Origin of the sequence: Pasteurella multocida (genome assembly GCF_900187275.1) — a bacterium.
Taxonomy (GTDB): domain Bacteria; phylum Pseudomonadota; class Gammaproteobacteria; order Enterobacterales; family Pasteurellaceae; genus Pasteurella; species Pasteurella multocida.
Map to the genome: position 1 here is coordinate 1,821,965 of NZ_LT906458.1, position 22,299 is coordinate 1,844,263.

19 protein-coding genes are annotated in these 22,299 nt (G+C 39.5%); 8 read left to right on the plus strand and 11 right to left on the minus strand.

Features of this window, described 5'->3' with window-relative positions; all coding sequences use genetic code 11:
- Window positions 1-105: 105 nt before the first annotated feature.
- From CKV69_RS08430 to yihA, 3 genes are all read right to left on the minus strand, one after another.
- Window positions 106-2,667: a TonB-dependent receptor domain-containing protein gene (locus CKV69_RS08430; RefSeq protein ID WP_038641799.1), complete on the minus strand. Its 2,562-nt coding sequence runs from the start codon at window positions 2,665-2,667 to the stop codon at window positions 106-108.
- Window positions 2,668-3,169: 502 nt separating this feature from the next.
- Complete coding sequence (locus CKV69_RS08435; protein WP_015702557.1) at window positions 3,170-4,699, minus strand: YifB family Mg chelatase-like AAA ATPase; 1,530 nt, start codon at window positions 4,697-4,699, stop codon at window positions 3,170-3,172.
- Window positions 4,700-4,806: 107 nt separating this feature from the next.
- A complete protein-coding gene (yihA, locus tag CKV69_RS08440) occupies window positions 4,807-5,424 on the minus strand; it encodes a ribosome biogenesis GTP-binding protein YihA/YsxC (protein WP_025248539.1) in 618 nt (205 codons plus the stop codon).
- Window positions 5,425-5,534: 110 nt separating this feature from the next.
- Here yihA and CKV69_RS08445 point away from each other — a divergent pair, with 110 nt between their 5' ends.
- Entirely contained in the window at window positions 5,535-6,404 is an 870-nt protein-coding gene (locus CKV69_RS08445) for a VirK/YbjX family protein (RefSeq protein WP_014668443.1), read from the plus strand.
- Between the two features lie 73 nt (window positions 6,405-6,477).
- On the opposite strand, the gene trmL is transcribed toward CKV69_RS08445, so the two are convergent.
- The 6 genes from trmL to CKV69_RS08475 form a co-directional block, all read right to left on the minus strand.
- On the minus strand, window positions 6,478-6,954 hold the full coding sequence (trmL, locus tag CKV69_RS08450) for a tRNA (uridine(34)/cytosine(34)/5-carboxymethylaminomethyluridine(34)-2'-O)-methyltransferase TrmL (protein WP_005755093.1): 477 nt from the start codon (window positions 6,952-6,954) through the stop codon (window positions 6,478-6,480).
- A gap of 94 nt (window positions 6,955-7,048) precedes the next feature.
- A complete protein-coding gene (locus CKV69_RS08455; protein WP_015702558.1) occupies window positions 7,049-8,065 on the minus strand; it encodes a hypothetical protein in 1,017 nt (338 codons plus the stop codon).
- A 24-nt stretch (window positions 8,066-8,089) separates the two neighbouring features.
- Window positions 8,090-9,610, minus strand: a complete 1,521-nt coding sequence (locus tag CKV69_RS08460) for a surface lipoprotein assembly modifier (protein ID WP_016532830.1) — start codon at window positions 9,608-9,610, stop codon at window positions 8,090-8,092.
- Between the two features lie 58 nt (window positions 9,611-9,668).
- On the minus strand, window positions 9,669-10,271 hold the full coding sequence (gene rsmD / locus CKV69_RS08465; protein ID WP_015690955.1) for a 16S rRNA (guanine(966)-N(2))-methyltransferase RsmD: 603 nt from the start codon (window positions 10,269-10,271) through the stop codon (window positions 9,669-9,671).
- Window positions 10,272-10,321: 50 nt separating this feature from the next.
- The gene (locus CKV69_RS08470) at window positions 10,322-11,329 is read right to left on the minus strand and encodes a hypothetical protein (protein WP_010907203.1); all 1,008 of its coding nucleotides are present in this window, start codon (window positions 11,327-11,329) and stop codon (window positions 10,322-10,324) included.
- 238 nt (window positions 11,330-11,567) lie between these two features.
- Window positions 11,568-12,614, minus strand: a complete 1,047-nt coding sequence (locus CKV69_RS08475; RefSeq protein ID WP_010907204.1) for a hypothetical protein — start codon at window positions 12,612-12,614, stop codon at window positions 11,568-11,570.
- A 217-nt stretch (window positions 12,615-12,831) separates the two neighbouring features.
- Here CKV69_RS08475 and ftsY point away from each other — a divergent pair, with 217 nt between their 5' ends.
- The 3 genes from ftsY to ftsX are packed head-to-tail and all read left to right on the plus strand — an operon-like array spanning window position 12,832 to window position 15,859.
- Entirely contained in the window at window positions 12,832-14,211 is a 1,380-nt protein-coding gene (ftsY, locus tag CKV69_RS08480) for a signal recognition particle-docking protein FtsY (protein WP_015702561.1), read from the plus strand.
- A 50-nt stretch (window positions 14,212-14,261) separates the two neighbouring features.
- On the plus strand, window positions 14,262-14,912 hold the full coding sequence (ftsE, locus tag CKV69_RS08485) for a cell division ATP-binding protein FtsE (RefSeq protein WP_005718118.1): 651 nt from the start codon (window positions 14,262-14,264) through the stop codon (window positions 14,910-14,912).
- Between the two features lie 11 nt (window positions 14,913-14,923).
- Window positions 14,924-15,859 (plus strand): permease-like cell division protein FtsX, encoded by a 936-nt coding sequence (gene ftsX / locus CKV69_RS08490; RefSeq protein WP_005755112.1) that lies wholly within the window; start codon window positions 14,924-14,926, stop codon window positions 15,857-15,859.
- A 74-nt stretch (window positions 15,860-15,933) separates the two neighbouring features.
- Here the strand turns inward: ftsX and hpaC are convergent, their stop codons facing one another.
- Complete coding sequence (hpaC, locus tag CKV69_RS08495; RefSeq protein WP_005735585.1) at window positions 15,934-16,440, minus strand: 4-hydroxyphenylacetate 3-monooxygenase, reductase component; 507 nt, start codon at window positions 16,438-16,440, stop codon at window positions 15,934-15,936.
- A 30-nt stretch (window positions 16,441-16,470) separates the two neighbouring features.
- On the minus strand, window positions 16,471-18,069 hold the full coding sequence (hpaB, locus tag CKV69_RS08500) for a 4-hydroxyphenylacetate 3-monooxygenase, oxygenase component (protein WP_005755115.1): 1,599 nt from the start codon (window positions 18,067-18,069) through the stop codon (window positions 16,471-16,473).
- Between the two features lie 267 nt (window positions 18,070-18,336).
- Here hpaB and hpaA point away from each other — a divergent pair, with 267 nt between their 5' ends.
- From hpaA to CKV69_RS08520, 4 genes are all read left to right on the plus strand, one after another.
- Window positions 18,337-19,239, plus strand: a complete 903-nt coding sequence (gene hpaA / locus CKV69_RS08505) for a 4-hydroxyphenylacetate catabolism regulatory protein HpaA (RefSeq protein ID WP_005755118.1) — start codon at window positions 18,337-18,339, stop codon at window positions 19,237-19,239.
- 154 nt (window positions 19,240-19,393) lie between these two features.
- Window positions 19,394-20,416 carry a TRAP transporter substrate-binding protein gene (locus CKV69_RS08510; RefSeq protein WP_015702562.1) on the plus strand — a complete coding sequence of 341 codons (1,023 nt, stop codon included), beginning with the start codon at window positions 19,394-19,396 and terminating at the stop codon, window positions 20,414-20,416.
- Window positions 20,417-20,434: 18 nt separating this feature from the next.
- On the plus strand, window positions 20,435-20,962 hold the full coding sequence (locus CKV69_RS08515) for a TRAP transporter small permease (protein WP_015702563.1): 528 nt from the start codon (window positions 20,435-20,437) through the stop codon (window positions 20,960-20,962).
- Window positions 20,963-20,966: 4 nt separating this feature from the next.
- A complete protein-coding gene (locus CKV69_RS08520) occupies window positions 20,967-22,295 on the plus strand; it encodes a TRAP transporter large permease (RefSeq protein WP_005724333.1) in 1,329 nt (442 codons plus the stop codon).
- Window positions 22,296-22,299 lie beyond the last annotated feature (4 nt).

Sequence of the window (22,299 nt, forward strand, 5' to 3'; positions counted from 1 at the left end):
GTTTTCAAAACAAGTGCGGTGCTTTTTAACGCTGTTTTGTCACCGCACGAGCATTGAATTCCCCTTTAAAATTAAAGCTTTTTCTATACTCAGGGGCGTGTGCAATTAATATTGATAACTGAGCGTAAACACATAAGTGCGACCACGCGCAAAGTTATTTAACACATTAATTGTTTTATCTGACAGATCAATATTAAATACCGATTGGCTTGCCGAGTCATTATTAGCATCTAATGGGTTGATATATCGCTTATCAAACACATTTTGCACTTCTGCTTTTAGCACCAAGTTTTTAATTGGTTCATAGCTAATCTGGAGATCAAAAATGATAGGTTGTTTTGGAATGTCCTGTGTTACCCTAATTTGTTCTTTGACTGTATCCTTCTCATCACCTGATTTTATTGCCAAAGGTTGTTTTAATACTCGCTTACTTTTTCCGTAGTACTTAGCAGTCGTACTAATATCGAGTTTGCCATCGAAAAAGCGAGTCCCTATTTCTAATGAACCATAAGATTCCGGTAACACTGAGATTTTACTTGCGCCAAAACCTTGAAGTAATCTGTTTGTATTACTTGCACCACCAGTTCTTGCACTCCCATCAGTAAAGGAGACGGGTTGGTTATTTTTTTGTTTTGCATACGTGAGATTGAAATAGATATTACCCATATCATAACTTATCTCTGTTTCAATCCCAGTCATTTTTACGCGTTGTGAGTAGTTCTTATGTAAAATATTTGTATCATTAAGATAGATTAATTTACCCGCAACTAACGGTTGACGATTATCTGAGTTATAAATGAAATCTTTAATATGAGTATTATAATATACCACCTTGTAGCCTAATTTATCCCTTTCGCTAAAAAGCCTATCTCGATAACCATTAATACCGAATTGTATTGTTTTGGCTGTTTCTGGTTTCAAATTGGTATTGACGCCATAATCCCCAACACTAGAAAAAAAGACCTCTCGAATGTTGGGGGCACGATGGCTTTTAGCATAACTAATGAAAGGGGTAAATAAATCGTGAAGATGGGTAGATAATGTCACGGAATAATTATACATTTTACCTGCCGAACTATCAGGTAAGGTGAAATTCACTTCACGGCATTGCTCATGACCATCTTCCTCCTCTTTGCAGTTATGTTGTTTGAGATCATCTCGTTTTGACGTAAGCTGAAGGAGTTGTTGCTGTATCTTGGTATCTTTAAAGCGCCCTTTTATCAATTTACGAGTCAATGCATTAATTTCATTATCCATATTAGAGAGATAATGTGGTAAATATTTTAAACGCTCCCCTTTCAAAGTATAGCGACTTAGATTGATGTTATAATCAAGGTTAAACATCTTCCAGCTAAGATGGTTGTCAACATAAAACGTGATGATATTGTGCTTCCCATTAGGCTGAAAAGTGGCTTTTCCTAAACTTTTTCTAATACAACCTAAACCCAAACAGTCAAAGTCATAAGTTCGTTCGCCTTCTTCAAGGTTAATATTCAGTTCTTCAGAGGGATCGCGATTTTTAAAATAACGACTTTTTAAAATATGAAAACCCACGCGAGTTTTTAATGTTGCCTCAAAAGGTAAATCAAAATGGAACATGTTATTCACATCGAACGTGTCGGCTTTATTGCTTGCAATTAATGGTGTTAACAACGTTTTACCAATAATCATGGTGCCTTCTGGATATTTCTGTGATGACACATTACGAGCAAGTAATAAGTTGAAATCAAGCCATGAGATATCAGGGAGTGCCAAATGATAATTAAATTGGTAGTTATTATTTCGAATCGAACGTCCTCCGACACGTGTTTGGTATTGTCGATAGGAAAGGGTACCTTGTTGATAACGATCACCATACTCTAATTTAGCAAGATGACTAATTGGGCGCTGACGTACATGGGTGGCATCAAATGGTGAGGTATCAGTTTGTTCTCTATCGTTTTCATCTAAACCTGTTAAATCAATGGAACTTTCCGTCACTTTTCTGCCGCCACCGATACGATAATCTTGTGAAAGATGGCGTTCACTAAACCCATATAGTAAGCCTAACCAACGCTCATTTTCAAAATTTTGTTTAAAGGCGACAGCACCTAGTACTTGCGGTTCTGTGGCATTACTCCCCCATAAATATTTACCCATAAATCCCAGTTGTCGACTTTCTGCAACTAAATCTTTCACTCCAATAGTTTTAAAGTGGGCAGAACCTAACAGTGTATTTGCGCCATGGCTTCCTTCAAAAGAACCTCGATCAATTTCGACACGGCTTAAAAAACCAGGATCAATCAAACTACCAAATTGAGAGGTGCTACTATTGCGGCTCCCACTATCAGTAGAGCTTGCATAAAAAGTTTGGCTGACACCATCGATCATAGTGTTGACACGACCAAAACCTGTTCCGCCTCTTACATTGACTGATACGGTACCTGACGATTTATCAATTTGAGTGAACGAGCCTGGCACAGAACGTAATACCGAATCTAAACTCTGTGTTGCAGTTTGAAATTGTGTTCGAGTACTGCTAGCCGATTGTTTTAAGAACACTTTATCTTTTTCTTTAAACGCTTCTGTTTCTACCGAAATCACATCTAATTCTGTACTTTCTGCATAAGAATATAAAGGTAAGATTAAGGGTAAAATATAACCCAATATTTTCTTTGATTTGTTCATATATTTAATTCCTTTTAAATTTCAAATCATTTAAAAAATTTGAGAGTGACAGAATAGTAATATAGTTGATAATGATTATCAAACTTATTTTTGTGGTTTTTTATTTTAATAAATTAATTTTTTATGGATGATAAAATTGATGAGGAAATATCTTGTTTCAGGTTTTTATATATAAGTTTTCAATAAATAAAGGTAATTGATAAGGATGGTTATTAAATGAAATCGTCAGATATAAGATGAGTTTATTTTAATTTCCTTAACATGAAAGGATGATTTATTCTTATTTAGAATAATGAGTGATATTTAATTGTTAGTATAATTTGTTTGTCTAATAAAATAGTGCTTCATTACCAACCAAATTTTAGGTTAATAATGTATTTATTTAGCCAAATATCATTCCTTTGCTTAAATAAATTATTTTTTACAACAATATAATCTAAATTATTCATGCTATCGACGACAAGTACAGCTCATTTTAAGAAAATTGTACTTATACCATGGATTATATTGCAGATAACTTCTGTAACAACCTATCCATCGCCCGATAACCCAGTGCTTCGGCGAGGTGGCATTGTTGAATTTGGCATTCATTATTTAAGTCTGCAATGGTGCGTGCTACTTTTAAAATACGATGATAGGCGCGTACGGATAACCCCAATTTAGCTAAGGCATTTTCTAAAAATAACGCATCTTGATCACTGATCTTACAGTCTCGCTCAATTTCTTTACTGGTCAAATAAGCATTAATTTTCCCCGCACGCGCCAGTTGTATGTCGCGTACTTTTAATACTTTTTCTCTCACTTGTGCGCTACTTTCGCCCCGATCTGTTTGCTGTTGTAACGCGCCTTTGGGTAGTAAAGGGACTTCGATTGACAAATCAAAGCGATCTAAAAACGGACCGGATAAGCGATTGAGATAACGCAAGATTTGTTGTGGTGAGGTGCGATTGTGAGTACCTTGATAATGTCCCGTTGGGCTAGGATTCATGGCGGCAATTAATTGAAAACGAGCGGGGAATTGAATTTTTGCATTGGCACGCGAAATGATAATTTCACCACTTTCCAAAGGTTGACGTAAGGCATCTAATACTTTACGTTCAAATTCTGGTAACTCATCGAGAAATAACACCCCATTGTGTGCGAGCGAAATTTCACCGGGTTTGGGTATGGTGCCGCCCCCTACTAAAGCTGGTGTTGAAGCGCTGTGATGAGGGGCACGAAATGGGCGTTGTTTCCAATTATGAAAATTCAATTCATGATGAATAAGGCTTGTCACTGCGGCGGTTTCAATGGTTTCTTGATCGTTCATTTCTGGTAACAAGGTAGTTAATCGGCTGGCGAGCATGGTCTTTCCTGTACCGGGCGGCCCCAAAAAAAGCAGATTATGTTGTCCTGCGGCAGCAATGGTTAAAGCGCGTTTAGCATGGGATTGTCCGATAATATCGGTTAAATCTTTTTGTGTTGTTGCTAAAAGGGCTGGATCATGTTGTGTAGGCAGGTCTGAGGCTAAAGGTAACGTGGAATGATCATTGAGGAAATTGACGACTTCTAATAAATGTTGCGCAAAATAGGTGTCTTGCTGGGAAACTAACGAGGCTTCATTGGCATTTTGACTGGCGATAATCAATTTCCGCTTGGCTTTTTGTGCAGCAAGGATCGCGGGGATGACGCCATGTACTGCACGTAAATCACCGGTTAGCGCTAACTCACCCACAAATTCAAATTGTTGTAACTTTTGTGGATCAATTTGACCAGAAGCGGCGAGCATACCAATGGCGATCGGTAAATCAAAACGTCCGCCTTCTTTGGGTAAATCGGCGGGGGCGAGATTGACCGTGATCCGTTTAGCGGGGTATTTAAATTGAGCATTGAGCAAGGCGCTGCGTACGCGATCTTGTGCTTCTTTGACGGTTTTTTCGGGTAAGCCGACTAAGTTGAATTGCGGTTTACCATTACTGAAATGCACCTCAATGGTGACTAAAGGGGCTTGTACGCCCATTGAGGCGCGACTATAAACAATTGCAAGTGACATCGTTCATTCCACTGATAAAAAAGAAAACCGCTGGATAATAAAAAAGTGCGTTTCCTTTGGCAGGAAGAACGCACTTTTTTACGATCTAGATCGCAGAAACGATGTTTCTATTCACTCAAAACAGGGGCAAACCAACTGTCTAATTTGGCAGCAAGACGATCAATGCCCGTTTTATTTAAAGCAGAAAAGGCTTCAACTTGGACATCACCTTGGAAAGGGAGAATGGCTTCACGTACCATTTTTACTTGTTTACTTCTTGCACTTTGGCTCAGTTTATCTGCTTTGGTGAGTAAAAGAAGAACTGGCAGCTCAGAGGCGACCGTCCATTCTATCATTTGTTGGTCTAAGTCTTTCAACGGATGACGAATATCCATTAAGATCACCACGCCAGCTAAACATTGACGTTTTTGTAGGTACTCACCGAGGGCTTTTTGCCATTGAATTTTCATTTGTTCAGGTACCGCGGCGTAGCCATAACCGGGTAAATCCACTAAACGACATTGGGGTTCAACTTCGAATAAGTTGATTAACTGGGTGCGACCGGGGGTTTTTGAAGTACGTGCTAAACTTTTTTGGTTGGTTAAGGCATTAAGTGCGGTGGATTTTCCCGCATTTGAACGTCCCGCAAAAGCAATTTCAATGCCACTGTCTTCTGGCAAGGCACGAATATCCGGTGCACTGGTGAGAAAATGGGTTTTATGATAATTCAGTTTTATATCAGACATAGAGGCTCCTTTAAGTGTCTTAGAATACCTTATAAGCACACATAAAAAAATGAAAAAATGCCGAATTTATGCGAAAATAAGCGCTCTTTATTTCTAATTAGCTGAATTATATGACAGATAACTTTTATCAATGGCCTGATCCCATGCGTTTATATCCTGATCAGGGCAAAAAATCCTATCGTTTGAAACGTTTTCGTTTCCATTTACGTTCGTTATTGCATCAGGGCAATATTAAGCGTTTTGAACAGTTTATTAATCAGCATCCTACCTTAGCGGGGCTATTAAACAGCCGTCCTAGCTTTAGTTATCCGTTGGCACACCGTTTTTTAGACAAGCGTTTTAGCACCAAACAACGTTTTGCAGCAATTTGTGAGAATTTACGTTTTTTACCTGAAAAATTCACCGCACTTGGTCTGCCTCAGCTATGGGAAAAGGAAATGTGCTTTGGTGAGGTGATTGAGGATTTCGAGCTTTATCTGTGTCTAAATTATCATCAGGCAATGGAAGGGTATTGGGCATTAGAACTGCGTTATAAACCGACGGGGCAATTAATTTATTTATTAACCTTTGGTAAAGTTGAACAATCATTACTTATTGCCGTGATTCAAGGTCCAAACTTTGAGGGTTCAAAAGAGTTAGTGAAAGTGTTAACGAAAAAATGTCATGGTTTACGTCCAGCCTATTTGATGGTGGAGGCGATGAAAGCACTCACGAATGCTTTGGGGTATGACAAATTATTAGGCATTCCGCACAAGTATCAAAATAAATCTCGCTTGGTCCAAAGTAAGCGCTATGTGGTGGATTATGATGCGATTTTTGCGGAATCGGCTGGCGAACTAAAAGATTATTGGGAATTGCCAGTGCAATTTGCGATGAAAGATATGGACAGTATTCCAAGTAACAAACGCTCTATGTATCGTAAGCGCTATGCGATGCTTGAACAGCTACAAGCCAATATGAAGCAAACATTGCAACATTAAAGCCAAGAGAAAAGGTCGCTTAATCAAATAAGCGACCTTTCTGTTAGAAAGTGCGGTGGTTTTTTCGTATTTTTTAACGTGGGAGATTTACCGCACCGCCGTAACCTAGTTGTCGCCATGCTTCATAGACGGCGACCGCAACGGAATTAGAGAGGTTCATGCTACGACTATTTTCCGTCATCGGAATTCGAATTTTTTGTGCCATGGGCAAGCTGTCTAAAATGGACATTGGAATTCCTCGGCTTTCTGGACCAAACATCAAATAATCCCCTAACTCAAATTGCACTTGGCTGTGTGCCGGTGAACCTTTCGTGGTTAAAGCAAATAAACGTTTTGGTTGTTCAGTGGCTAAAAATGTTTCAAAGGTTTTATGCCGTTTGATTTCGGCAAATTCATGATAATCCAAGCCAGAACGACGTAATTTCTTATCATCCCAAGTAAAACCCAGTGGTTCAATCAAGTGTAAGCGAAAACCCGTATTAGCACATAAACGAATAATATTGCCGGTATTTTGTGGGATTTCGGGTTCGTATAAAACAATATCTAGCATAATTTTTGACAAAAAAAGAAAAAGTGGGCTGATTTTAGCATGATTTCTTTTTGTGTATAAAAAGGTTTCTGTGTTCAGAAGCCTTTTAAATAACTTATTGTTTTTTCTCCATACCTAAAACACCCCAGTACTGCTCAGTACTACCTTGGCCGACAAGATATTTGTTTTTTTCACCATTTGTACTATTGATGAAATGTAAGTCCATTTGGAAACGATGAGGTGATGTGGCTCCTTTTGTTAGTCTTGTTCCCGAATTAGGTAAATATTCTACAGTAGGAAAAATTTCTACTTTACGAGGATTATTATCAAATCCAGTAATCTGAAACAATTTTTCATTCCAATGTTTAGCCAATATTTCACCATCCACTCTACCATTGTTATATGTTAAGAATGCTCTTGCAACAGTAGGTACATTTGGAGTATCTATACTAGAGAACCAAAATTGACCTTCATAAGTCGCATTAAATTTTTGAAGGTTATCAAAATTTTCAGCTTCTTTTTTGAAAGCATAAGTATATTTATTTTCTATTCTGTTCATATCTTGAGTATCACGATAAAAACCATAATAGACATTGTCATCTAGTAAATTAAAAATATAGCTTGGTGCATTTTTATTGTCTTGATTTATGCCTAGATTAAGTTTGATATAACTAATTTCTTTTTTAAGAATCAATTTTTGATCGCTATAATCTGCATCTGGATTTGCGATTAATTCGTATGTAAATACAGCATCTTTATTATAAGAATCTTTTACTGGATTAGTTGATGTTTCTAAAAGTGTTTTGTTTACTTCGGGAATCAGAACTGGCACTTTAACAGGTTCGGCTGGTAAAGTAGCCGTTATTTGCGCTGTCGGCACGGGATTTTGTTTAGGCGCAGTATCAATAGTCGGAGCGAGTGAGGGCGCTTTAATTGGTGTAGTTGGTGAAGTTACCACTGTTTGTATTGTTAGCGCTGGTTTTTCTGCTACTTTTTGTGCTTGTGGTATAGTTACGGTACGTTTTTCCATAGGAGAGTGAGATGGATTGTTATTACCCCCACCACCACTACAAGCGGTAATCAGAAGAGAACAAAAAACAGGGAGAGATTTTTTGATGTCAAAATACTGCATGACAATTCCTTTTAAATAAAATGGTTAAAATGTTTTACTGAAGGTTAAATAAATCCGATTCCGGTCATATTCGGAAAAAGGATTGTTACTGGTGGTTTTTTGATATGCCCAAGTGATTTTAGGCGTGATCCCCAACCAGTGAAGACTACGATGCCAAATCGTAAAATTGACACCGTATTCGCGATTTTTTTGCACAACTTTAAAGAAACTCGGCGCGAAAATCATATTCTTTTCTGCTGAAGGTGCTCGATAAGTACGCGTGGCATAGCTTGTTTGTAAACGCGTTGAAATGCCTTTCGGCCATTCTTGCCCCCAACCTAGACGTATTCCTTGACGTTCAAAAGCATAGGCTTTTAGCCGGGTATTTTTTTGATAATAATCGAATCCAACAAACCAAAATTGTTGGCTATTTGGCATATATATCAGAGTATTGCTAATGGAATAGCTATTTCCATTTGAGCTTTGCCGTTGAGGTTGGATATAACGTTGTTCGGTATATTCCAGAACCGTGGAGATTTTCCAATTGGGTGTCAACCAATAATCCACGTCAAGGTTGATACCTGAGCTTTTAGAATAACGGTGTAATGTACGTGCATCCTTTGTTGCATTTTCACCGCCCACATACCAAAATTGTTCCACGAAAGGTATAAGTTTCACTTCTGTTTTGGCATTACGGTAACCACCACCTAGATTGAGGCGAGTCGAAAACTCATCATACTTATGATTATCCCAATAATATTTTCCATTGATATCGGCACTAAATTCTGTGAAAAAGCCGTGGGCTAATGACCAATTTTTACTTAAATTAATAAAATAACTTAAACCATGTGCTTTTTCTGGTTGGCTTGAAGGGGTGAAGCCTTCCGCTTTGGTGCCTTTAGGCGGTGCATTATTGACATTGTTCTCATGCAAATAATTTACTCCGCCATACACATTCCAGCTATCGCGTTGGTTAATCGCATCAATATAGCTATCAATGAGGGTCAGTAAAGGCGCGGGTAAGTTTTCTGAACGCAGTTGGTTAAATTGTGCTTTCGCGGCTTCATTTTCACGGTTTTGCGTTAAGGCGATAGCGAGTTGTAAGCGTGCAGGTTGTAAATTGGGCTTTTCTGCAATAATTTGGCGATATAAACGTACTGATTCACTTAATTTTCCTTGTTTACGAGCAACCATTGCCTGTGCCCATTTTAATAACAGCGGATCAGGCGATTGTTGGGCATAAATGGGTAACAGAATTTCCGCACCGCGCATATCATTATTTTTTAATGCCGGGATTAAGGCGCGAAGCACCAAATCAGGTCTGCTAGCAAGTTGTTCAATGGTCAACGAAATTTGCTGACTGCTCGCACTTGATGTGGGTTCAGTCGGTTTCGGTTTCTGAGAAAAGAGATGCTGTTTAGGTGACGTCTGGGAAAATGTTTCATCTGGTCGGCTATTATCTACGGGGATCACAGTATTCGCCCACGCGGTGTTATAAATAACGCCAGAGAGAAAAACAAGGCGACCGAAAAAAGGTAAAAAAGTAAGCGGTTTTAAGTTTATCATTAAGTTCATCTGAAAAAAGTCATTATATTCTGTTTATTATTGGTGTGGGCTTTTGCGATTAAGGCATTGCAATGGCATACAAGCGGTAACTAACTTGACCGGTTATTTTTTCTTTGAGTATTGTCCAGTTCTCTGGGGCAATAATCGGTTTGTCTTTTTCCGTTTCCACATAAACCAATGCGTCAGGTTTTAGCCAATTATGTCGAGCTAATAAATCAACTGTTTGCTGTGCTAGACCGAAGTGAAAAGGCGGATCAATAAACACAATGTCAAAGTGCGGTGCAGTTTGGGGTTGATTTAAAAATTGCAGGCTATTTTGATTGATGACGTTAGCCTGTTCTGCATTGCATTTTAACGTAGCAAGATTTTTGCTGAGTTGTGTCGCAACATTTTTATCTAGCTCTAAAAACGTCACCTGTTTTGCCTGACGTGAAAGTGCCTCAAAACCTAATGCACCACTGCCAGCAAAGCAATCAAGGCAGGTCGCATCGACAATGTAGGGCATGAGCCAATTGAATAAGGTTTCTTTAACCCGATCACCTGTTGGACGTAATCCATCCGCAGAAAGCACGGGCAATTTCCGCCCGCGCCATAATCCTGCAATGATACGTACTTCACCTTTTGGTGTGCTAGATTTGAGTTTTTGTGTTGGTTTTTTCATAAGGTTATAAAATAAATAGCGGTATGCGAAAATACCATATCATCATGTGTTTATTGTGCTTGGTGACTTTTTTCAGCAAATAATAACCCATAATATTTTTCAGCTTTTCCTACACCAACAACGTATTTTTTATCAGTTTTTTCTGCGTTGATAAAATTCAGCTCCATTGCCATGTTGTCGGGTCCTGTAGGGGATAGTTTATGGGGATTGTCCTTGTGTGGTGTTATAGTTAAGTTTTGTCCTTCTCCTGAGAGCTGAAACAAATCATCACGTCCTCTATTATATCTGTAGATTTCACCATAAATCTTGCCATTTCGGAAAGTAAGAGTCACATTGCCATACTGAGGAATATATTCTGAACCAACTCGATTTACATCACTTAATACGGAATATATAAAACCATCTTCTTGATAATAAGTTGCAGTTAGTGCATTGAGGTTCTCATTATTTATTGCATCTGGTTTAATTGCATAAATATAATTTTTTTCTACTTTTTTGTAATCTGCTGAAGGTTGTCCATAACTTCCATAATAAAATAAAGCGTCTTTTAACGTAAAGTTATAATAATCCTCTTTATTCTCATTTTTTCCGTCAACTAATGATATTGTTTTACTTTGTGTTTTTGTTTTATCAAAAACTGGATCATCATTGTATTGAGAATTATATTTTACGAAAGTGAATACCGTAACGTTATCTTTATCTACATTATTACTCGCATTTCCCACTTCTGAAACATGATAACCTGTCCAAGTGAGATTTTCTTGTGCAGGTTGGTTTTTTTCTTGTTCTAGAGGGGCTTTAAAGGAGGATTGTTGACTATTTTCTTTGGATGTGTCATGAGAAGACATTGAAAGTTTGTCATGAAGAGAATCATTCGTAGCGGTATTAGTAGGATTTTTGATTGGAGCGGAAGAAGGCTCACTATTTGATTGAACCGGTTGTGCTTTTTCCTCTACACGGTCAGCACGATTTCCAGCGCTACCGCCACCGCCGCTACATGCAACTAATAATGAAGAGAGGGTCATCAATAAGCTTGTTTTTAAAACGATTTGTTTCATATTTATCCTTGTACTGCCTAGATCAAAATATAGGTAACATCATATCCTTTATGATGCGGTGTTATTTTATCATTTTTTCTTTGTTAAGAAGGGATTTATTATTTTTAATAAACAAGATCGTTTTATTTGCTTGGTTTTTATGCCGTTATTGTCTATGAATTATATTATTTCGTAACAGAGAGTATTTTTTAAAATAAGAAAAGATAAAAAAAGGCGTTTTTTAAACGCCTTTTATCTTTTATTTACCCGTAGAGTTTTCTGCTGGTTTTTCATCTGATTTTTCAGCGGCTAATACTCCAATCCATGTTTCGGCTTTAGCATTACCGAAAAGGTACTTGTGATCAGCTTTTCCTTTTTCTGAATCAGCTAATATATAATTAAGATTAGCTTTATCCCCTTTTTTAATTGTACCGAGAAGATGTTCTAAGACAGGTTCAATAGTTGAACTACCATGATTACCTTTTTCTATTTTAAAAATTTCTTCTTTGTTAGTTTCTCGACTATTGCCATTCTCAGAGCGATAAATAGAACCTGATATACTACCGTTGTCATAGAGAATATTCACATCACCATAATTTATTAAGCCATTATTAGATAATTCCGTATTACTAATAGGCGCATAAATAAACCCTTTTTCTTTTTTATAATAAGCCTTGAACTGAGTAGATTGGTCTGGGCTTTTAAAATCCGTATTGATGGCATAAAGTAATTCCACATTTTTATGCGCGCGACTATCATCAATATTGTGACGATAACCATAATAGCCTACTTCATTACCATCACTGCCTAATAAAGTAAATTTATACTCCACTCCTGAATTATCACCTAAGTTAAGGGTGATATGTTCTGGCTCTTTTTTATATTTATCTGGTGTACTACTGTTTCTATCAGCATTTTCCACATGTTCTAGTTTATAAACCGTTACATGATTTTTATTTTCATTTTTTGCAGCACAAACCGATTTTGCCTCACAAGCGCCTTCCCATTTTTCTTGTGCAGAAGGAGGGGACATTCCCATACTGTCATTTGCAGGTGGTGCAGGTGGTGCAGGTGGTGCAGGTGGTGCCTCCTTTGCGCCAGTATCTGGTGCTTGGTTTTTAGGTGGTGCCGGTATATTTGGTGCAGCATCTGGTTGTTGATGCGCTGGTGGTGCAGGTTGAATCGGCTGTACTGGTGGAGGCGCATTGTTTCCGCCATTGCCGCTACCGCCACCACCGCCACCGCAAGCGATTAAAAGGCAAGATAATCCGAAGACAGTTGTTAATTTGATGATTGCTTTTTTCATAGTGTATTCCCTATACATGTTGCATAAGCAGATTGCTTATATCCTTATTAAAAATGTGCATATTTTACACATTTTTATTATTTATACAGCTAAATTTGTATAAATTTTGCAAATTTTATGGAAAGCAAGGAGATTTTTTTCATCGTTTAAGTATTCAATGTTAAAATGAGCAATCAATTTTTGAATTCAAAATATGTTTAGGCAATGAGAAAAAATTATGTCAACGGAAAATAAAAAAGGTGGCTTTTGGTCTTGGCTTGGTTTGGGAAAAAAGCAAGAAACACCAGAGGCGACACAGACGTTACCGAGTACAGAAACGTCTGACAATATTGAGCAAGTCGAAGAAATCAAACCAGAGGTTGAACCCCAAATTGAGCAAACAGAAAGTGCGGTGATTTCTGATGAAATATCATCTTCGACCACATCCGATACACCGGCGACATTCTCCCCAACATTAGACGAAACAGACGCGCAACACGTGAAGACTGATGAGGGTGACGATGTGCAGAGTGCGTTTCAGCAGGCTGAAAAGGAGACGAAAACGGAAGACTGCCTTGAAGAAACGGATTCTGTTGCCAGTGCGCTAACATCTGATGAGGACGTCAAACTGGCTGTGTTAACACCTTCTCAACCTCAAGAACAAGAAAAAAAGAGTGAAGGTGGTTTTTTTAGCCGTTTAGTGAAAGGGCTGTTAAAAACGAAACAAAATCTTGGTGCGGGTTTTCGCAGTTTCTTTTTTGGTAAAAAAATTGATGATGCATTATTTGAGGAATTAGAAGAACAGCTCCTCATCGCCGATTTAGGTGTACCGACTGCGACAAAAATCATCAATAACTTAACGCAACATGCTAGTCACCAGCAATTAAAAGAAGCGGATTTGTTGTATCAACAACTAAAAGTAGAAATGGCAGAGATTCTTAAACCTGTTGCCCAGCCACTCGTGATTGATCAAAGCAAAAAACCTTATGTGATTTTAATGGTCGGTGTGAATGGTGTGGGAAAAACCACGACCATTGGTAAATTAGCGCGTCAGTTCCAAAATGAAGGTAAATCAGTCATGTTAGCGGCAGGTGATACGTTCCGTGCGGCGGCGGTTGAGCAATTGCAAGTGTGGGGTGAACGTAACGGTATTCCGGTGGTGGCACAAAGCACAGGATCCGATTCTGCTTCCGTTATTTTTGATGCGATGCAGTCTGCTGCCGCACGTCATGTTGATGTGTTGATTGCAGATACGGCAGGACGTTTACAAAATAAAAATAACCTAATGGACGAGTTGAAAAAAATTGTGCGTGTGATGAAAAAATATGATGAAACAGCACCACATGAAATTATGCTAACGCTCGATGCCGGAACGGGACAAAATGCGATTAGCCAAGCGAAATTATTCCATGAAGCGGTTGGCTTAACGGGGATTACCTTAACCAAGTTAGACGGTACCGCAAAAGGTGGTGTGATTTTTGCGATTGCTGATCAATTCAATTTACCGATTCGTTATATTGGGGTGGGTGAAAAAATTGAAGATTTACGTCCATTTAATGCGGATGAATTTATTGACGCGTTATTTGTGCATGAAGACGAAAGCAGCGTAGCAAATTAAAGTGAGCTCGGCGATGGCTGAGCCTAAAAAGAGAGTAAAAGTAGCATAACATGATTAGATTTTCCAATGTGAGTAAAGCCTATCTCGGTGGTAAGCCTGCATTACAAAATATCAGTTTTCATTTGCCCGTGGGTAGTATGACCTATGTCATTGGGCATTCTGGGGCGGGGAAAAGTACGCTGTTGAAATTGATAATGGGCATGGAAAGGGCAAATGGTGGGCAGATTTGGTTTAATGGGCATGATATTACCCGTTTAGCAGCACATGAAATTCCGTTCTTACGTCGTCAAATTGGCATGGTACACCAAGATTACCGTCTGTTAGCAGATCGTTCGATTGTGGATAATGTGGCGTTACCCCTGATTATTGCGGGGATGCATCCTAACGAAGCGGAAAGTCGAGCGCTCGCTACCTTAGATCGTGTGGGCTTGCGTGATCGTGCGAATCATTTACCTGTGCATTTGTCCGGTGGTGAGCAGCAGCGAGTGGATATTGCCCGCGCGATTGTGCATAAACCGCAATTATTGCTTGCCGATGAGCCAACAGGTAACTTGGATAATACCTTGTCTTTTGAAATTTTCAGTTTGTTTGAAGAATTAAATCAAATGGGCATGACGGTGCTGATTGCCACACATGACCTCAATATTATTCAACAAAAACCAAAACCTTGTCTTGTCCTTGAACAAGGCTACTTACGCTGAGGAAAGTTGTGATGAGTTCGCGCCGTGTGCATGCGCCATTTTGGGTGCAAATACAATATGTGTTAAAAGCTGTATGGGCTGATTTATTAAAGCGCCGTTTTGGCACCTTACTGACAATTTTAGTGATCAGTGTTTCCCTAACCATTCCAACAGTAAGCTATTTATTGTGGAAAAATATTCACCAAGCTACGACCCAGTTTTATCCGGAAAGTGAGCTCACAGTGTATTTACACAAAACCTTGAGTGAAGAAGATGCCAATTTGGTGGTGGAAAAAATTCGCCAACAAAACGGCGTTGCCTCGTTAAATTACATTTCACGTCAAGAGAGTTTGAATGCGTTTCGTGATTGGTCGGGGTTTGGCAATGAGTTAGATGTATTAGATGATAACCCTTTGCCCGCGGTAGTGATGATCAGACCGACGAAAGAATATAATGAATCGCAAAAACGCAATGAGCTACGCCAAAATTTAGATAAAATTAAAGGTGTACAAGAAGTCCGTTTAGACAATGATTGGTTGGAAAAATTGACCGCACTGACTTGGTTAGTGGCACATGTGGCGATCTTTTGTGCGGTGCTGATGACCTTGGCGGTTTTCTTGGTGATTGGTAACAGTATTCGCTCGGATGTGTACAGTAGCCAAGCCACCATTGAAGTGATGAAACTGCTTGGCGCCACCGATCAATTTGTTTTACGCCCTTTCTTATATACGGGCATGATTTATGCCTTGTTAGGTGGCTTTTTTGCTTGTGTGTTAAGTAGTTTAGTGATTGGTTATTTCACTAGTGCCGTCAAGTATGTGACCGATATTTTTGCGGTACATTTTGAGTTAAACGGGGTAAATCTGGCGGAGTTTTTATTTCTGATGATCATTTGCACGTTGGTGGGCTACCTTGGTGCTTGGTTAGCGGCAACTCGCCATATTAAAATGCTTGAGCGAAAAAATTAAAAAACAGACCGCACTTTTTATGCAGAAACAAAAGGCAGATCAAATGATTGATCTGCCTTTCTTATTTTATGCATTTACTCTGACGTCCCGACAGTATGGAATTGACGCGAGAAATAGACTAAGGCGTGCTCTTGTTCTTCATTGACTTGAATTTCTTCAAGCTCCACTAAAAACATCGAATGCGTGCCAATATCACGAATATCCACAATGGTGCCCGTTAAATTGGCGAGTGCATTCTTAAGACTCGGTGGTGCCACCGGGTCTTGTTTTTCATGCCAAACAGCCCACTCAAAACGCTCATCCATACAACTGCCCATGAAACCAGCAAAGTGTTGTGCGAGTTCGAGTTGTTCTGCACTCAATACATTGACACAAAGGCGTTTATTGGTCTGGAAGACCGGATTCATTTCACTGTTTTTGTTAATACATACCATAATCGTTGGCGGTGTATCGGTAACGGAACAAACAGCTGTCGCCGTAATACCACATTTCCCAGCGATACCATTGGTCGTAATAATATTCACGCCAGCGGCTAATTTTGCCATGGAATTACGAAAGTGTTGTTGAATTGGCGTAAGCATATTGATTTTCCTTATGTTTTACAACGTACGTTATTTTGAAAAACGGTTGAGGTTATGCAAAATATTAATATCTTCTGAGTTATTCAGATGTGGCACTTTCCAACCTTTTTCATCATAGTCAGCCAAGCATTTATCCACTAAATCGAAACAACGCTGTAATGTACCGTTACCGGTGGATTGCCCGAGTACTTGTAAACGCACTTCTTCTTGGCTACCGGCGTAGTTGATTTCGTAAAGTTCGTGACGACCACCGAACTCCGTGCCAATGGCATCCCACAGAAGTTTTAAAATTTTGATCCGATCACGGTATTCAATATTGTTTGAACCACGCACGTATTTTTCTAAATATTGGTCGATTTCAGGGTTATTGAAATCGCGAATATGTGAAGGCAAATAAATTAACCCACTTGTTACCGTTTGTTCAATGATTTTTTTCACCGTATGGTAGGCCATTGGTGCCATCACGCGATAGGTTTGGATTGCTTGTGCACTTGGCATTTGGCAACCATTTTTCCATTGATAAGAAGATCCCGCCATGGCATCAGTAAGTGTCCAAAAGAGGTTGCGATACATCATCACTTCGCCCATTTGTGCCGCGACGCCACGGAATTCAATCACGCCGGTACATTGTAATGCTTTATGTAATAAACCTGTAATGAAATCTAATTTCACCGCTAAACGGGTACAGGCTTGCATTGGGAAAAGCGTTGCAAAGCCGGCATATTGTGCCCAAGTACGACAACGCTCTAGATCACGATAGATTAAAATGTTTTCCCAAGGAATAAAGACGCTGTCTAACACCAAAATGGCATCGTTTTCATCGAAACGAGTAGAAAGTGGGAAGTCAAACGGTGAACCGGTCGCGCCTGCGGCAAGTTCATAAGAGTGACGGCAAATGAGTTTGACACCTTCTGCATCCATGGGTGCAATAAACATCAAGGCAAAGTCGTCGTTATCACCAATAATTTGTGCGGAACCAAATCCAATAAAGTTATAGTGAGTTAGTGCTGAGTTAGTCGCCACCACTTTCGCCCCACTGACCACAATCCCATCGGCACGTTCTTCTTCGATTTTCACATAGATATCTTTAACTTGATCAATCGGTTTGTTACGGTCAATCGGTGGATTAACGATAGCGTGGTTGAAATAGAGGCAAGATTCTTGGATACGTTTATACCAATTGCGCGCATTATCGGCGAACTTACCGTAAAATTCTGGATTGGCGCCTAACGCGCTACCAAATGCCGCTTTATAGTCTGGAGTACGCCCCATCCAGCCATAGCTAAAACGTGACCAAGCTGCGATAGCATCGCGTTGTGCTTTGAGTTCTTCTGCGGTACGGGCATAACGGAAGAATTTATGGGTATAACCACCATTGCCAGTATCTGTTTCCCAACACAATTCGTCTTTGGTTGCTGGATCATGTAACGCATCGTAGAGTTTTGCTACAGAGGCGGCGGCATTACGAAATGCAGGGTGGGTTGTCACGTCATCGACTAACTCACCATAAATATAGACTTTGCGCCCATCTCTTAAACTTGCTAAATATTCTTCACCGGTGAATGGACGATTTTTTTCTTTACGGTAATCATCCGGTAATTTGTGCTGTTTTTTTTCTGCTTGCGTCATGATTTACTCCTTTTGAATAAATAAGGGTTGAATAGCATTTCGGGCAAAATCGCTGGCATGTTGCGAATTTGTTAAATTTATAGTGGATCTCTGCGCAAGAGAAAATGCAATTTTCGTGTCAAAAAATGTACTTTTCCGTATTTAGACGGGAAAAATGAATAAAATGTGATCTCTATCGCTGTTTTAAGGATCAAAACTATACAGGCGAAAAAGCATAGTTTACATTCAAGCAAGAAGGATAAGGCGGAAGTAAATTGGAGGGAGGTTATGCGAGATCAGTCCTTTGAAACACAAAATATTAATATTGAAAAAACCTATGGTGGACAAGAAAGCAGTAGCATCATCCACTATGAAACCTTTGATAATCTTGCCTTATTTTATGGACGGAAATCGTTGGTGCATTTTCATGATCGCTTTTATCAAGTGCACTATTTAACTGAAGGAAGCATTGCATTACAGTTAGATGCACATGAATATCGCCTGTATGCCCCTTGTTTTTTTATTACTCCGCCTTCTATTCCTCATGGCTTTTACACCGATTTAGATACGCATGGGCACGTTTTAACCATTCCACAAGAGTTTGTTTGGCAGTTATTAGAATCGTTAAAACGCGATATCAATTATTTTTATCCCATGTGTATTGAATTATCTCCGCAAGAGGAAGCACAGCAAATTTTTAAATTTGAATATTTATTTAATTTATTGGCGGGAGAGTACCGTCAACATACGGACGAAAAACAGACCGCACTGCGTTTAAGTGCGAAATTAATTTTATTAGAGATTTATCGTTTGTCGAAAAGCAATGAGAAAAAGTACAGTCCGCGTAACAACGAGCTGTATTTATTTAATCAGTTTAACTTCCTCATAGAAGATAATTTCAAAAATAATTGGCGCATTAATGATTATTTAGATCGCTTATGCATTAGCGAAAGTAAATTAAATGCCATTTGTCAGCATTTCTCAGCTACCTCACCAAAACGTCTTATCATTGAGCGCCAAATTCAAGAAGCGAAACGGAAGCTATTATTTACTCAGCATTCGATCTATCAAATCGCCTATGATCTCGGGTTTAAAGATCCTGCCTATTTCTCGCGTTTTTTCCAAAAAGAAACGCAATTGTCACCAAAAGCATTTCGCGATCAAGATCACATATCTTCGAATCCATCGTGATTTTTTGTGAAAAGTACAATTTTTCACCTGAAAAGTACATTTAAAACTCGGTTTAACTCCATTATAACTGTAACAACCTATTAACAATTTGGTTACATTGGACTGCTGTTTGTTCTTAAATGCCTTTTCCCAACGAATGTGAAGGAGACTTTTTATGAAGACACGTCAACTCTTACTCACTTTAACTTTAGCGGCTTCTGCCTCAGCCATGGCAAATGACAAAGTCGTATTAAAAATAGGTCATTTCTTACCCGCACTTTCAACCATGCACAATGATGTGTTAGTCCCTTGGTGTCAGGATCTGAATACGGAATCAAAAGGTCGTATCGAATGTCAATTATATCCTTCAAATCAACTCGGTGGGACTGCAGGTCAATTGATTGATCAGGTGCGTAACGGGGTGGCGGATATTGTGTGGACTGCACCGGGTTATTCGCCGGGTCGGTTCAAAATCATTGAGGCGTTAGAAACCCCATTCTTATTACCGAATGTACGTGTGGGCAACAAAGTGGCGTGGGAGTTTTTTGAAAAATACGCCAAAGATACCGAATTTAAGCAATTTAAAGTGCTGTCTATTCAAAGTGATGGAGGGGTGACTTTCCATTCGAATAAGCCTTTAAATGAAGTTGAGGATTTAAAAAATAACAAATTACGTACCCCAACGCGTTTAGCCTCCCAAGTGATTCAAGCCTTAGGTGGTGCAGCGATTTCTATTGCCCCTTCACAAGTGGCTGAAAGTATTTCAAAAGGTGTCGTCGATGGTGCGATGGGGGCGTGGGAAGTAGTGCCACCAACTAAATTAGATGAAGTGACGAAATATCATGTGATGCCTGCGGCGGGTGAGCCTTTCCCAACCGTAACCGTACTTGCTTTAGTGATGAATCAGAAAAAATACGATTCATTACCTGCCGATTTAAAAGCGATTCTTGATAAACATTCTGGTCCCGCTTTACTTGAACGTATTACGGTGGCATGGGAAAAAACCGAAGACAATGCGCGTAAAAAAGTGCTTGCCAATGGTGGTGTGATTACTGAGTTTGGTCCAAAACATACAGCAAAAATGAAAGCCATGACGGATTCATTAACCAAAGATTGGATCGAAAGCATGAAGAAACAAGGTAAAAACGGTCAGCAATTAATTGATGATTTACGTGAAATGGTGAAAAAACACCAATAATCTGCGAGGAGACGACCGATGAGCGGATCAACTCAAGCTGTCATGATGCCAGAAAACGTCAGGAAGAGTGCGATTGGCATGGGGTTATATCAGGTGTCAAAAGGCATGGCGATTGTGGGTGGGTTTTTATTCATCGCTTTGATCGTGATGTCGTGCTATTCCTTAGTGGGACGTAAATTAGGTAATGGCGGTGTTCTTGGTGATATTGAAATCATGCAAATGGGATGTGCGGTCGCCGCCTCCCTTTTCCTCCCGTTTTGTACCCTGATGTCAGAGCACTTAAAAGTGGATTTTTTTACTGCAAAATGTCCGCCTGTATTACGCAATAAGATGGATGCACTTGCTGATTTATTGCTTGGTTTGGTGTCCTTTTTATTAGTTTGGCGCATTGCCTTACAAAGTGAGACGTTAAAAGAATATGAAGAAGTGACGGCCTTGCTTTCTTTTCCAACATGGATACCCAATGCCGCCATCATGTTGGGTTTTATTGTGATGGGACTGTGTGCTTTTTTCCATTTTTATATCCATTTAACTTCAAAGGATTAAGCTTATGATGAGTGGCTTAGAAATGGGTATTGTGGGTTTTTTTATCTTACTGACCCTCTTATTAATTCGAATTCATATTAGTATCGCGATGTTTTTAGCGGCAGCTGGGTTGTACGCCTATTTAGGTCAAGGGGATCTGAATGCCTTGATGTACACCTTAAACGGTTTAGCCTATGCGCGTTTGTCTAATTACGACTTAGCGGTTGTTCCTTTATTTATCTTTATGGGACAACTTGCTTCACATGGTGGGATGTCGAAAGCCTTATTCCAAGCAGCGAGTAGCTTTATTGGTCACTGGCGAGGTGGTCTCGCTATGGCTTCTGTTGGCAGTTGTGCCGCTTTTGGGGCGATTTGTGGTTCATCTTTAGCTACCGCAGCAACCATGGGACAAGTTGCTATTCCCGAATTGAAAAAACGCCGTTATTCCGGTGAATTAAGTACAGCAACTTTAGCTGCGGGCGGCACACTCGGGATTTTAATTCCACCTTCCGTACCGCTTATTATTTATGCGGTACTAACACAAGAATCCATTGGGAAACTGTTCGTGGCGGCGATTATCCCGGGAATTTTAGCGCTGTTAGGCTATGTGTTTGTGATCAAGGTGTTAGTCAGTTTACACCCTGAGGCTGGTCCAACGTCGGAAAAAGTCCCCTTTTTACAAGCCTTAAAATCACAAGTCAAAGTATTACCAATTTTCATCGTGTTTGCGGTGGTGATTATCAGTATTTATGGTGGCTGGGCAAATCCAACTGAAGCCGCCTCTATTGGCGCTGCCTCTTGTGGCATTATTTCTTGGCTTTCTGGTGGGTTAACTTGGAAAGGGTTAGTTGACAGTATCTTACAGACCGCCATGGCAAGTGCGATGATTTTTATGGTGTTGATCGGCGCGGATTTATTGAACTCTGCGTTAGCCCTTACTCAGATGCCAGCCCAATTGGCAAATTGGGTGGTTGAACAGCAATATGCGCCGTTGTTGGTGTTGTTTTGTATCTTAATGATCTATTTAGTTTTGGGTTGTGTCATGGACTCCCTTGCCATGATCTTGTTAACCATTCCGATTTTTTATCCGATTATTCTCGGTTTAGATTTCTGGGGGCTGTCAGCACAAGATAAAACCATTTGGTTTGGCATTGTGGCATTGATGGTGGTGGAAATTGGCTTAATCACCCCACCTGTCGGCATGAACTTATTTATTATCAATAAGATGGATAAAGACACCCCATTATTAGCTACATCAAAATGGGTGCTGCCATTTATTGCCTCTGATCTTATTCGTATTGCTGTGATTGCCTGTGTTCCGGGCATTGCGCTGTGGCTCGTCCATTTATTTTAAGTGA